Here is a 12,274-nt window from a genome sequence, read left to right as displayed (position 1 = left end):
GAACAGGTAGATGACAATAATCAAGAAGGGGATGACGACAACGTTCGTCGCGCTTGCCATGGCCGCCACGGCCTTCACCGCTGCACCGGCGTTCGCCGCCGGCAAGATGACCATTTCCAGCCCGCAGGACCCCGGCAGCTGGGATCCGATCGACACCTTCCTCGTGCAGTGGGCTGCCGTCGCCACCAATATCTTCGATGGCCTCACCTATCGCGGCCCGGACCTGAAGGTTGTGCCCGGCCTTGCCGAATCCTGGGAAGAGCTGGATGAGGGCAAGCGCATCCGCTTCAAGCTGCGCCAGAACGTCAAGTTCCACAATGGCGAACCCTTCAACGCCGCCGCCGTCAAGTTCACCTTCGAGCGCCTTCTCGGCGAACAGGGTGCCAAGGGCCCGCAGCGCTCCAACTATGTCGCCATCGAAAGCGTCGATGTCATCGACGATTACACCGTCGACATGAAGCTGAAGGCGCCGGATCCCGTGCTGCTCACCAAGCTTGCCGGTTATGGCGGCATGATCGTTCCGCCTGCCTACATCAAGGAAAAGGGTGAGGACAATTTCAACCTCAACCCAGTCGGCACCGGCGCATTCAAATTCGTTTCCTACGCGCCGAAGACCAATATCAAGCTGGAAGCCAACCCGGATTACTGGGGCGGTGCGCCAAAGCTGTCCGAGCTTGAATATCGCTTCATCGCCGAGCCAGCGACCGCCGTTGCCGAATTGCAGGCCGGCCGCGTCGATCTCGTCATTCCGCCCACCATCCCGATCGGCATGATCCCGGTCATCGAAGGCGATTCCAAGCTTGAGATCGTCAGCGTTCCCGGCCCGACCGTCGATGCGCTGCGTTTCAACACCCGTGACGGCATTACCGCCGATCCGAAGGTGCGCAAGGCGATCATCATGGCCGTCGACCGCGGCACCATCGTCAAGTCGATCCTCGCCGGTCAGGCATCGGAAATCGCAAGCTTCCAAAGCGCGCTGTCCTTCGGTTACGACCCGGAACTGAAGCCGCTGCCTTACGATCCGGAAGGCGCGAAAAAGCTGCTCGCGGAAGCCGGCGTCAAACCGGGTGCGGCGCTGCAGATCGATATCCGCGGCAATGACGCGACGATGAACGAAGTGGCGCAGGTTATTTCCAGCTACCTCTCCATGGTCGGCATCACCGCCACCATCAAGCCTTACGAAACCAACGTGCTGCTGAACGACATCATCCCGCAGGGCAAGACCGGCGCGATGTTCCAGCAGAAATGGGGCGGCTGGACCTTCGATTACGACAACACGGCCTATTCCATGTATCACTCGGGTGAAAAGTGGAACCCTTACGACAAGGACGAAAAGCTGGACAAGCTGCTTGAATCCCAGCGTCCGCTGACCGACCGTGCCGAGCGCGAAAAGATCCTCAAGGAAATCGGCAGCTATACCGCCGAACGCGCGCTGGAAATCCCGCTTTACAACACCAATGCCATTTACGGCATCAACAAGCGGGTCAAGGGTTTCGTCGCACCGCCGGATAACCGCCTGAAGCTGACCGACGTGACCGTCGAATAATCAGGCTGGTTTTCTGATCAACACGCCTTGCCCGCCGCAATGCGGGCAAGGCCGGGTCTCTCTTCAAGGTAAAAAACGTGGCCGGTTTCCTCATCAAGCGATTGCTGCAGGCGATTTTTGTCGTCATCGCCATCACCCTTCTCGTTTCCTTCGCCATTCGCCTCACAGGCGATCCGGCTGTCACCATGTTCCAGGGCGGCGGCAGCATGACGGAAGACGATCTGGCGCGCATTCGCGCGGCGCTCGGTACCGACCGGCCGTTCTTCGTGCAATATTTCAGCTTCCTGAAGGGCCTCGTGACGCTCGATTTCGGCCGCAGCTTCACCGGCAGCACGCCGGTCTCGCGCCTCATCGCCGATGCCCTGCCCGCCACGCTGCTGCTCGCCTTCATTTCCATGGCGGTGTCGATTGCGCTTTCCATCCCGCTCGGCATCAAGGCGGCGACCTCGCGTGGCAAAACGGCCGATCAGGTGATCCGCATCTTCTCGCTCGTCGGCCTGTCCTTCCCGAATTTCTGGCTGGCCACCATGCTGGTGCTGCTATTCTCCATCACGCTCGGCTGGCTGCCCCCCAGCGGCATGGGCGGTTTCGCAAGCTACATCATGCCATCAGTGACGATGGGTGTGATCCTGACGGCAACCAATGTCCGCCTCGTGCGCACCGCCATGCTCGATACGCTGCGCTCGCAATATGTGATGGTGGCGCGCGCCAAGGGCCTCAGCGAAAGCAAGGTTCTCTACAAACACGCGCTGCGCAACTGCGCCATTCCGCTCATCACCTATTTTGGCCTGCAATTTGGCGGGCTACTCGGCGGCATCGTCGTTATCGAGCGTGTCTTCAACTGGCCGGGCCTCGGCACGCTGGCTTTCGATGCGGTCGGCGCGCGTGATTATCCCGTGCTTCAGGCCGTCATCACCGTGCTGTCGCTGATGATCGTCGGCATCAACCTTCTGGTCGATATCGCCTACGGGCTTGTCGATCCGCGCATCCGCACGGAGTAAGTGACGATGGCTGCCAAAACCTCGCGTCTCGCGCGCTTCACCAATCTCGAATTCGTCCTCGGTGCGTTCCTCACGACAGTTATCTGCCTTGCCGTCGTCTTTTCCGACGTGCTGTTTCCGGGCGGTGCGGACAAGATCGACCTGATGGCCCGCCTTGCCAAGCCCTTTGCCAATGCCGCCCATCCGCTCGGCACCGATCCGCTCGGCCGTGACGTGCTCGCCCGTGTCGTCGCCGGCGGCAAGATTTCGCTGCTGGTCGGTTTCACCTCGGTTATCGGCGCGGTCATCTTCGGCGTCGCGGTCGGTCTGGTCGCCGGTTATTATCGCGGCTTCTGGGATATGCTGGTCATGCGCTTTGCCGATATCCAGCTCGCCATGCCCTTCATTCTCTTGGCCATCACCTTCATCGCCATTGTCGGCGGCAGCCTCACCAACACCATCATCCTGCTGATCGTCTCGCAATGGGTGCAATATGCCCGCCTCGTGCGCGGCTCGGTGCTGACGCTCAGGGAACGGGAATTCATCCTTTCCGCCCGCGCCATCGGCGTGAAGGACTGGCGCATCATCCTCCAGCACCTGCTGCCGAACCTTATCGGCCCGGTCATCGTGCTGATGACGCTGAATGTCGCCAACAACATCCTTTTGGAAAGCAGCCTCACCTTCCTCGGCCTCGGCGTTGATCCGACCATCCCGAGCTGGGGTGGCATGCTGGCGGATGGACGTACCTATCTGCAGACGGCATGGTGGGTCAGCGTCTTTCCGGGCCTTGCGATTCTTCTGACGGTGCTTGGCCTCAACCTTCTCGGCGACTGGCTGCGCGACAGCCTTGACCCAACAGGCAGAACTTCGAGGTAATCCAGATGAGCCAGATTTTCGACCAGACCTTCGAACGCACGCTGGATGCGCTTCTCGCCAATGCCGAGCCCGGCCAGTCCTTCGAGGCATGGAGCTTCGATGACGCCAAAAGCCGCCGCGAGGCCGAAGAGAGGCTGAAGAAAAAAGGCGTCAGCGCCCGCATCCGCAGCGCCTACAAACCGCTTCTCTTCACCTTTCTGGAAGAGATTAATCTGGATGGCGTCGACACCATCGAGGTGCGTTACCCGGTGCATGCCAACGCGCCCGCCAACCGTTTCCGGCTGGAGGCCTATCCGCTGGCGGCTCTTGTGGGCGATGCGAAGATCGACTTCATCGCCCGCGACGACGACGCCTTCCATTATGATGTTACCCTGAGCCGTAATGGCAAGCAGGAAACCCTGAAGGTTCTCGCCCCAAACCGGGTTCATACCGATATCGTCGGCGAAACCAATGTCTCGCCGACCGGCTGGTTCCGTCCTGCCGGCAATGCTGCGGGCAAGCGGCTGGAGACAGACTACGAGCGGCTTTTCGAGGCGGCGATCCATGCCGTCGTCAACCACGGCTGGGGCGATGAAGAGCCCTATTTCGAGGAACTGAACATCCGCGTCGCGCATCCGGCCGAAGATTTGCCGCTCTCCCTCGGCGATGAGGTCGTCAGCCTGCGCGAAGCCCTGCACGAGGATTTCTATTTCTCGCTCCTGGAGTTCTTCCAGAAGAAATCCGGCCGGCCGCTGGGTGACCGGGGCCTGAAACCCGGCCAGATCGTGCCGGAAATCGTCAAAAGCGAAGGTGAAGTCTCAGTCCGCATCGAGGCCCGCACGCTCACCACCGCCTTTCTCGATGGCCGCGAACAGCAGATCGATAAGGCCAGCGAACCGGTTGCGGCAGGCCAGCTCGTAAAGCTGCTTGAAGAGATCGGCGGCGAGGCCTTCGAGGCCCGCTCCCGCTCCGGCCGCATCCTTGCCGCCCGTTACGTCGCCGGCAACGATGCCGCAGTCATGGTGAGCGGTGGCCAGCATCCCAACGAGACGACAGGCATCGTCGGCGCCATCCGTGCCGCCCGCAAACTCGCGGAGCGCAAGGGCGCGCATTTCACCATTTCGCCGCTGGAAAATCCGGATGGTTACGCCCTGCACCAGCGCCTGCGCGTCGACAATCCACGCCACATGCATCACGCGGCGCGTTACACGGCGCTCGGCGACGATCTCGAATATCGCACGCGGGAAAATTCGGGCGCCCATCTCAATGAGAAGGCAATCCGCTTCAAGGCGCAGGAGATCAGCGGCGCCAGCCTGCATGTGAACCTGCACGGTTATCCCTCACATGAGTGGACCCGACCTCTATCAGGTTATGTGCCGCGCAATTTCGCCATGTGGACGCTGCCCAAGGGTTTCTTCCTCATCATCCGCCACCATGCGGATTGGGAAAGCCAGGCGGAAGCCCTGCTCGACAGGGTGACCCGCCATCTCGGCGCCATTCCCGGCCTGCTCGACTACAACAACCGCCAGATCGCGCTTTATGAAATTCATGCGGGCGAAACCGGTTTCCGCATTATCAACGGCTTTCCGTGCCTGTCGTCCGTGGACGATCGCCACACCGTGCCGATGACGCTGATCACCGAATATCCCGATGAAACGATCTATGGCGATGATTTCATCACCGGCCATACCGCGCAGATGGAAACGGTTCTATCGGCCTATGATGCCTGGCAGGAAATCCTGTCGCCGAAGGTGGCCTGATGGAACCGTCCTGAAACGGCAGCGGCGGGAAAAGGCGACAACAAGTCAAACCCGATCAAGCAGGAAGCGGAGCGGTTTTGCATGGTAAGGGCGTGAACCACAGGAGACCCCATGCCCGCTCTCGACAAGCTCATCTGGCAGATCGAAACCGATCTGCACAGGGACCTGACATTGACGGTCCTGTCCGATCGCTGCGCGATCAGCACACATCACATGTGCCGGTTGTTCCAGCTTTCCACCGGCCTGTCGATCATGTCCTATGTCCGGGCACGCCGCCTTTCCAGGGCGGCGGAAACCATCGCACGGTACGATGGCGATATCCTCACCGCAGCACTTGATGCGGGATACGGGTCCCATGAGGCGTTCACGCGGGCCTTTGCGAATTATTTCAACACCTTACCAAGCACAGTTCGCAAGGCCCGATCAACCTCGTCCCTTGATCTCATGGAGCCCTTGAAAATGAAAAACGACATGTTCGTCGAAGTCCAGCCGCCGGAAATGCGCCGTGCCGATGCCTTTATGGTGGTGGGCCTCACCACCCCCTGCTCGCTGGAGAACAACAGCGCCATTCCCGCCCTGTGGCAGCGCTTCAATCTGCGCGAAAGCGAAGTCGAGGAGGCCGTGTCCGGGGCTGCTTATGGTGTTTGCAGCGCCGCCGATGAGGCTGGCAACTGCACCTATCTTGCCGGCGTCAAGGCGCTCACGAAGACCCCGGGCATGGATCATATCGAATTGCCCGCGCAATCCTATGCCGTCTTCACCCATAACGGCCACATCTCGGATCTTCCCCGAACGGTCTATACGATCTGGAACAAGGCGTTGCCCGATGCCGGGCTGAAAACCGCCCACTCTCCCGATTTCGAACGTTATGACCGGCGCTTCGATGCCAAGACCGGGCGGGGAATCGTGGAAATCTGGATACCCGTCATCGCCTGAAATATCGGCCTGTGAAGACCATATGCCCCGGCCAGCCCTGGGGCATATGGTGAATTGGCGGCTGCCGAACGGGCGGTGGCTCGCCTATTTCGCTGGCGCGGCGGTGGTGGCGAGCTTCTGATCGCGCTGCTTCTGCAGCAGCTTCTTGCCCTTGCTGAGAATATGCAGATTGGCCGCATCGAGCTTGTTGTAACCCGCCTGAATAATATCGATATCGGCAACGTGGCCGATAGCGGCGAGCTTGTACATGACGTCGCCAACGGCCACGTCGATGCTGGGCGCCGGCGCGGCCGCGGCATCCTTTACGGCCGCCTGCAGGTCCTCTGCCGTTCCGCCCATGGCGTGATAGAGCGTGAGCGCCTTGCGCAGGAATGCCTCACGACGCTCGATCCTGTTGTTGAGCATATTCTCCCCGACGCGATTGCGCATCAGCTCAACAGCTTTATTCTGATATTCGCCCATCAAGACACCAAATAAAGTTCCAAAATATGCTTGGCGAGACTACGAACAATCCCCTTAGAACTGGTTAAGGCATTGGTTTCGTCTCCACATCGTCACTATCCCGCGTTGAGTTTGCGCGAAACTGTTCTCATCGACAAAACCCGTATCTTTGCGTTGGCGATCGCAGTGTCCGCCATCGTTTTGGCCCCCAAGCCGGAATGAGTGACGGCGGTGCGAAGGCCGCCGGGGCTCATATGCCAGGGCGTGGCGAGCGATCGGCGGGGGGAACGAATGCGCGGATATTGATAACCGTCAGGTTATCTATTACCCCCCTTATTTCATTTTACTTTGGCCCTTTCCCTCATCACTCTGGCAAGTCTGGATCGGTGGATGGGAGCCACGGATCAACTGGGAGGAAATCATGAAATTTCGGATCACCGTCGCAATCGCGGCCATCTGCTTCAGCACTGCCGCCTATGCCGAGACGATCAAGGTCGGCGTGGTCGGTCCGTTCTCCGGCCCGTTTGCGTTGCAGGGCAAGAACTTCAAGGCCGGCATCGACGCCTGGTTTGCCCTTCACGGCAACAAGGTCGGCGATGACACGGTCGAGGTCGTCTATCGCGATGTGCCGCAGGCCGATCCGGCGCAATCAAAGGCGCTGGCGCAGGAACTGGTGGTGAAGGAAGGCGTGCAATATCTCGCCGGCTTCTATTTCACCCCTGATGCCATGGCCGTCACGCCGCTTCTGAAACAGGGCAATGTGCCGATGGTCATCATGAATGCCGCCACCTCGGCCATCGTGACGAAAAGCCCCTATGTGGTGCGCACCTCTTTCACCACCTGGCAGACCTCCACCCCCATCGCCAAGGTGGCCTTTGACGGCGGCGTGAAGAAGGTCATTTCGCTGGTCAGCGATTACGGCCCGGGCGTCGATGCCGAAAACGCCTTCAAGGCGGCCTTCACCGCCGCCGGCGGCGAGGTGGTGGAAACCATCCGCATGCCGCTCTCCACCAATGATTTCAGCCCGATCATGCAGCGCGTGAAGGATTCCGGCGCGCAGGGCGTCTTCGCCTTCCTGCCGTCCGGCCCGACCACGCTCGGTTTCGTCAAGGCCTTCAACGATAACGGCCTGAAATCCGCAGGCGTCAAGCTCTTCGCACCGGGCGACCTCACGCAGGAGTCCGACCTGCCGGCGCTGGGCGAAGCCGCACTCGGCATGCAGACGACTTTCCATTACGCCGTCTCGCATGATTCGCCTGAGAACAAGACCTTCGTGGAAGCCGCCGCCAAGGCGATCGGCAATCCCAAGGAACTGTCCTTCCCCGCAGTCGGCGCCTTTGACGGCATGTATGTCATCAGCAAGATGATCGAGGCGACCGGCGGCAAGCAGGATGCCGAAAAGGCGGTGGACGCGGTGAAGGGTCTTTCCTGGACAAGCCCGCGCGGCCCTGTCAGCATCGATCCGGAAAGCCGCCACATCACGCAGAACATCTATCTGCGCGAAGTGGCCAAGGCGGATGACGGCAGCTATTACAACAAGGAAGTCCAGACCTTCGAAAAGCAGGGCGATCCGGGTCTCGCCGCCGCGAAATAACCGGCGACACGGGCCTCGCCGCCACAATGGCGGCATTCTTGAAACGGTCGAGCCGCCCTTGCGGCGGTTCGGTTCCGGCCCGGACGGGCGTTACAGCACCGGGAGGAGTTTTTTCAGCATGCAGACGGTCTTCAGCATCCTCATCGATGCGCTTGCCTATGGCATGGTCCTGTTCATCATCTCCATCGGCCTTTCGGTCACGATGGGGCTGATGCGGGTGGTCAATCTGGCGCATGGCGCCTTCGCCATGATCGGCGGTTATCTCGCCTCCTATGCCGCCCATGGCCTCGGCCTCGGTTATGCGGCGGCGATCCTCGTCGCCATCGTCGGCACCATCGTCATTGCCATTCCACTTGAGCGTTTCCTCTATCGCCGCATCTATGGCGCACCTGAGCTGACGCAGGTGCTGATGACGATCGGCATCACCTTTTGCATCATCGGCATCGCCAATTTCGTCTTCGGCCCGACGCTGAAGACCATTCCGCTGCCGCAGCAGCTGGCCGGCCCCACCGATCTCGGCTTCCGCACCATCGCCACCCACCGCATCTTCGCCATTGCCTGCGGTCTGGCCGTGGCCGGCGCGCTGTGGTTCACCTTCGAAAAGACGGCCTTCGGCATCAAGCTGCGGGCGGCGGTCGATAATGCCGCCATGGCGGCGGCACTCGGCGTGCGCACCGAGATCATCTATGCCGTCAGCTTCGCCATCGCCGTCGGCCTTGCCGCCATGGGCGGCGTCATCGGCGCGGAACTGCTGCCGGTCGAACCCTATTATGCGCTGCGCTACATGGTCACCTTCCTCGTGGTGGTTTCGGTCGGCGGCGCGGGCTCCATTCCCGGCGCGCTGATCGCCTGCCTGCTGCTCGGCGCCATCGATACGACCGGGCGGTATCTTGCCCCGGAATATGGCGAATTCTTCTTTTACCTGGCGGTCATCGTGATCATCACTTTGTTCCCGCGCGGCCTTCTCGGAAGGGCGAAATGAGATGGCGGTGCTCATGAACGACGTCACTGAAACGGCAGAGATCCCGAAGGCGCGCTCGCCGCTGCGCACGCTCGCGGGACCGCTCCTCATCATTATCGCCGCCATTGCCGGTTATTACCTGTTTCCGGATAATCTGGCGCTTCTGACCCGCATCATCGCCATCGCGCTGCTGGTGCTGTCGATCGATCTCGTTACCGGTTATTGCGGCGTCGCCACGCTTGGCCATGCCGCCCTGTTCGGCGCCGGCGCCTATGCCGCCGGCATCGCCGCCGCCCATTTCGAGATCACCGACCCGCTTTTGATGACCGTGATCGGCGCTGCCGCGGGCGGCGTGGCGGGGCTGCTTTCCGGCACGGTGCTGCTGCGCGCCCACGGCCTGCCGCAGCTGGTGCTTTCCATCGCCGTCATCCACCTGTTCCATGAGGCGGCCAACAAGGCTTCCGGCTGGACCGGCGGCAGCGACGGGCTATCAGGCGTTTCCCCGGACGCGCTGTTCGGCACCTTCGAATTCGATCTCTTCGGCCGCACCGCCTATATCTACGGCGTCTGTCTGCTGCTCCTTGTTTTCCTCGCCCTCAGGGTCGTGGTCAATTCGCCCTTCGGCATGTTGTGCCGTGGCGTCAAGCAGGACAGCATCCGCATTCAGGCCATGGGCGGCGCCGTCAACGGCACGATCTTGAAGATGTTCGTGATATCGGGCATCGTCGCCGGCATTGGCGGCGCGCTCAACGCCATTTCCACCCAGGTCGTCGGCCTCGACAGCCTCAGCTTCACGCTTTCGGCCGAAGGGCTGGTCATGCTGGTGCTCGGCGGCGCGGGTTCGCTTTACGGCGCGCTGATCGGCACCGTCACCTTCATGTGGTTCGAAGATGTCGTTTCCGCCGCCAATCCTTTCCACTGGCTCACCATTGTCGGCCTGCTGCTGATTGCCGTCGTGCTCTTCGCACCACGCGGGCTTTACGGCGCGGGTGAACAGATCATTGCGCGCCTGCGGGGAGATCGCAAATGAGTGCCATTTTCGAAGTCTCCGACCTCAAGAAAAATTTCGGCGGCCTTGTCGTCACCAATAATGTCTCGCTGTCGCTTTCGCCGGGAGACCGCACAGTGCTGATCGGCCCGAATGGCGCCGGCAAGACGACCTTCGTCAATCTCGTCACCGGCAATATCAAGCCCTCGGCCGGCACGGTGCGCATCGCCGGCGAGGACGTGACCGGCCTCAGCGCCAGCCAGCGGGTGAAGCGCGGCCTCGTGCGCTCCTTCCAGGTGACCCGGCTATTTCAGGACATGACGCCCGAGGAACATGTGGCGCTTGCCATTCTCCAGCGTGAAGGCAAGACGGGCCGGGTTTTCGGCCGTTACCGCGCCATGCCCTTGGTCATGAGCGAAGCCCGCGACATTCTCGGCACGCTCGGCCTTCTGGCGCTTGCCGAAACCCGGGTGCGTGAAATCGCCTATGGCCAGCAGCGGCTGATCGAGATCGCGCTTGCCATGGCGCTTCGCCCGAAAATTCTGCTGCTGGACGAACCGGCCGCCGGCGTGCCTTCCACGGAAACCGCGCGCATCGAACAGGCGCTCGACCGGCTGCCCGCCGATCTCGCCATATTGATGATCGAGCACGACATGGATCTGGTCTTCCGATTTGCCAAGCGCGTGGTCGTTCTGGCGGCCGGCGCCGTCATCTTCGACGGCTCGCCTGATGATGTCACCAGCAATGCGGAAGTCCGCCAAGCTTATCTGGGAAGTTACGCCAATGCCCGCAGCGCCGCTTGAAATCGCCAACCTCACCGCCGGTTATGGCCCGACAAGGGTCATCGAGGGCCTGTCGCTTTCCGTGCCCTCGGGCTCGCGTTTTGCCGTGCTCGGCCGCAACGGGGTTGGCAAGACCAGCCTCTTTGCCACGCTGGCCGGCCAGACGAAACGTTTTGCCGGCGATATCCGCATCGGCGGGCAGGACATCGCCGCTTTGCCGAGTGCTGCCCGCGCCAAAGCCGGCCTCGGTTACGTGCCGCAAACGCGGGATGTTTTCCCGACCCTGACGGTAGAGGAAAACCTCTTTGTCGGCCTCAAGACCCGGCCGAAATCGGCCATCGAGGAAGCTTACACGCTGTTTCCGCGCCTGAAGGAGCGCCGTCGCAATCTCGGCTCGCAACTTTCCGGCGGCGAACAGCAGATGCTCTCCACCGCCCGGACCATTCTCGGCCAGCCGCGCGTGCTGCTGCTCGACGAACCGCTCGAAGGCCTCGCCCCCGTCATCTGCGAAGAGCTGATGGCGGCCTTTTCCAAACTCGCCCAATCCGGCGAAATGACCATTCTCCTCGTCGAACAGCGCATCCAGATGGCCATCGACTTCGCCGACCACGCCATCATCATGGAACGCGGCCGCATCGTCTGGGAAGGGCCGTCGAGCGAGCTTTCGGAGAATCCGGGCATTATCGACACGCATCTCGGGGTTGGCGGGCTGCACTGAGCCACCCTCACCCTCATTCCTGTGCCTGTCACAGGAATCCAGCCAGCCCAAGTCCTTGGGCTGAAAGGACTCTCTCGCCGCGCAGACGCGCGTCGGCCGGATCCCCGTGACATCCTCGGGCCTGTTCCGGGGAACGGGGATAAGGTGAGTGTGTGGTGACCGTCGGTGGCTTGGTCACAAGGCGTGGGTCACAGGTCATGCAGATGAGCAGATATATCATCCCAATCCGGATTTGTGCTTTCAATCAGATTGAGCTTCCATTGCCGAGGCCATTTCTTGATCGTTTTTTCGCGCGTGATCGCACTGGTCAAGAGGTCGTATTCCTCGAACCACACAAGCATCTTCACACCATATCGTGACGTAAATCCGGGTGTCAGTTCATTCTGATGTTCGAATAGTCTATTGGGCAAATCCTTCGTAACGCCAGTATAGAGCGTTCCGTTTCGCTTGGATGCTAAAATATAAACGTAGCCTTTCATGTAAATGAACGTGCATCTTTCCTTAATGCTTCGCAAGGTCGAATTATATCCTCCCCTCATTCCTGTGCTTGTCACAGGAATCCAGTCAGCCCAAGTCCTTGGGCTGGAAGGAGACCCTCCCCGCCGCGCAGACGCGCGACGGCTGGCAACTGTATTGGTGGATATTATTCTCAGGATGTTTTGAATGTGGTTTTGTCCCTGAGAATGGCGTTTGCGATGACGAGCAGTTTGCGG

The 12,274-nt window shown here is 60.8% G+C and carries 12 protein-coding genes; 10 read left to right on the top strand and 2 right to left on the bottom strand.

The features are described from left to right. Positions 1-10: 10 nt before the first annotated feature. The 5 genes from ACIQUH_RS26765 to ACIQUH_RS26745 all read left to right on the top strand — a co-directional run bounded on the left by ACIQUH_RS26765 (position 11) and on the right by ACIQUH_RS26745 (position 6,077). A complete protein-coding gene (locus ACIQUH_RS26765) occupies positions 11-1,546 on the top strand; it encodes an ABC transporter substrate-binding protein (RefSeq protein ID WP_400820987.1) in 1,536 nt (511 codons plus the stop codon). 77 nt (positions 1,547-1,623) lie between these two features. After that, on the top strand, positions 1,624-2,547 hold the full coding sequence (locus ACIQUH_RS26760) for an ABC transporter permease (protein WP_003505487.1): 924 nt from the start codon (positions 1,624-1,626) through the stop codon (positions 2,545-2,547). Between the two features lie 6 nt (positions 2,548-2,553). Beyond that, positions 2,554-3,402 carry an ABC transporter permease gene (locus ACIQUH_RS26755; protein ID WP_020811984.1) on the top strand — a complete coding sequence of 283 codons (849 nt, stop codon included), beginning with the start codon at positions 2,554-2,556 and terminating at the stop codon, positions 3,400-3,402. A 5-nt stretch (positions 3,403-3,407) separates the two neighbouring features. Beyond that, entirely contained in the window at positions 3,408-5,141 is a 1,734-nt protein-coding gene (locus ACIQUH_RS26750; RefSeq protein ID WP_400820983.1) for a M14 family metallopeptidase, read from the top strand. Between the two features lie 111 nt (positions 5,142-5,252). After that, positions 5,253-6,077 carry a GyrI-like domain-containing protein gene (locus ACIQUH_RS26745; protein ID WP_400820980.1) on the top strand — a complete coding sequence of 275 codons (825 nt, stop codon included), beginning with the start codon at positions 5,253-5,255 and terminating at the stop codon, positions 6,075-6,077. Between the two features lie 84 nt (positions 6,078-6,161). Here the strand turns inward: ACIQUH_RS26745 and ACIQUH_RS26740 are convergent, their stop codons facing one another. Next, a complete protein-coding gene (locus ACIQUH_RS26740) occupies positions 6,162-6,539 on the bottom strand; it encodes a hypothetical protein (protein WP_400820978.1) in 378 nt (125 codons plus the stop codon). 400 nt (positions 6,540-6,939) lie between these two features. Here ACIQUH_RS26740 and ACIQUH_RS26735 point away from each other — a divergent pair, with 400 nt between their 5' ends. The 5 genes from ACIQUH_RS26735 (at position 6,940) to ACIQUH_RS26715 (ending at position 11,561) form a co-directional block, all read left to right on the top strand. After that, positions 6,940-8,112, top strand: a complete 1,173-nt coding sequence (locus ACIQUH_RS26735; RefSeq protein WP_400820976.1) for an ABC transporter substrate-binding protein — start codon at positions 6,940-6,942, stop codon at positions 8,110-8,112. Positions 8,113-8,230: 118 nt separating this feature from the next. Next, on the top strand, positions 8,231-9,094 hold the full coding sequence (locus ACIQUH_RS26730; RefSeq protein ID WP_004445147.1) for a branched-chain amino acid ABC transporter permease: 864 nt from the start codon (positions 8,231-8,233) through the stop codon (positions 9,092-9,094). 1 nt (position 9,095) lies between these two features. Next, positions 9,096-10,103 carry a branched-chain amino acid ABC transporter permease gene (locus tag ACIQUH_RS26725; RefSeq protein WP_400820974.1) on the top strand — a complete coding sequence of 336 codons (1,008 nt, stop codon included), beginning with the start codon at positions 9,096-9,098 and terminating at the stop codon, positions 10,101-10,103. Further along, a complete protein-coding gene (locus ACIQUH_RS26720) occupies positions 10,100-10,864 on the top strand; it encodes an ABC transporter ATP-binding protein (protein ID WP_400820973.1) in 765 nt (254 codons plus the stop codon). Before ACIQUH_RS26725 ends, ACIQUH_RS26720 begins: the two co-directional genes overlap by 4 nt. After that, entirely contained in the window at positions 10,845-11,561 is a 717-nt protein-coding gene (locus tag ACIQUH_RS26715; protein ID WP_400820972.1) for an ABC transporter ATP-binding protein, read from the top strand. The genes ACIQUH_RS26720 and ACIQUH_RS26715 overlap by 20 nt, the downstream gene beginning before the upstream one ends. Before the next feature lie 188 nt (positions 11,562-11,749). On the opposite strand, the gene ACIQUH_RS26710 is transcribed toward ACIQUH_RS26715, so the two are convergent. Further along, positions 11,750-12,040 (bottom strand): GIY-YIG nuclease family protein, encoded by a 291-nt coding sequence (locus tag ACIQUH_RS26710; RefSeq protein WP_400821035.1) that lies wholly within the window; start codon positions 12,038-12,040, stop codon positions 11,750-11,752. Between the last annotated feature and the right edge of the window lie 234 nt (positions 12,041-12,274).

This window comes from Agrobacterium sp. NPDC090283 (genome assembly GCF_044769685.1).
Taxonomy (GTDB): Bacteria; Pseudomonadota; Alphaproteobacteria; order Rhizobiales; family Rhizobiaceae; genus Agrobacterium.
The sequence above is the reverse complement of the archived record's forward strand: the minus strand, read 5'-3'. Positions and strand labels throughout refer to the sequence as shown.

Coding starts and splice junctions, on each gene's coding strand:
- ACIQUH_RS26765 (WP_400820987.1), top strand. CDS start 11: ATGACAATAATCAAGAAGGGGATGACGACAACGTTCGTCGCGCTTGCC.
- ACIQUH_RS26755 (WP_020811984.1), top strand. CDS start 2,554: ATGGCTGCCAAAACCTCGCGTCTCGCGCGCTTCACCAATCTCGAATTC.
- ACIQUH_RS26750 (WP_400820983.1), top strand. CDS start 3,408: ATGAGCCAGATTTTCGACCAGACCTTCGAACGCACGCTGGATGCGCTT.
- ACIQUH_RS26745 (WP_400820980.1), top strand. CDS start 5,253: ATGCCCGCTCTCGACAAGCTCATCTGGCAGATCGAAACCGATCTGCAC.
- ACIQUH_RS26740 (WP_400820978.1), bottom strand. CDS start 6,539: ATGGGCGAATATCAGAATAAAGCTGTTGAGCTGATGCGCAATCGCGTC.
- ACIQUH_RS26735 (WP_400820976.1), top strand. CDS start 6,940: ATGAAATTTCGGATCACCGTCGCAATCGCGGCCATCTGCTTCAGCACT.
- ACIQUH_RS26730 (WP_004445147.1), top strand. CDS start 8,231: ATGCAGACGGTCTTCAGCATCCTCATCGATGCGCTTGCCTATGGCATG.
- ACIQUH_RS26725 (WP_400820974.1), top strand. CDS start 9,096: ATGGCGGTGCTCATGAACGACGTCACTGAAACGGCAGAGATCCCGAAG.
- ACIQUH_RS26720 (WP_400820973.1), top strand. CDS start 10,100: ATGAGTGCCATTTTCGAAGTCTCCGACCTCAAGAAAAATTTCGGCGGC.
- ACIQUH_RS26715 (WP_400820972.1), top strand. CDS start 10,845: ATGCCCGCAGCGCCGCTTGAAATCGCCAACCTCACCGCCGGTTATGGC.
- ACIQUH_RS26710 (WP_400821035.1), bottom strand. CDS start 12,040: ATGAAAGGCTACGTTTATATTTTAGCATCCAAGCGAAACGGAACGCTC.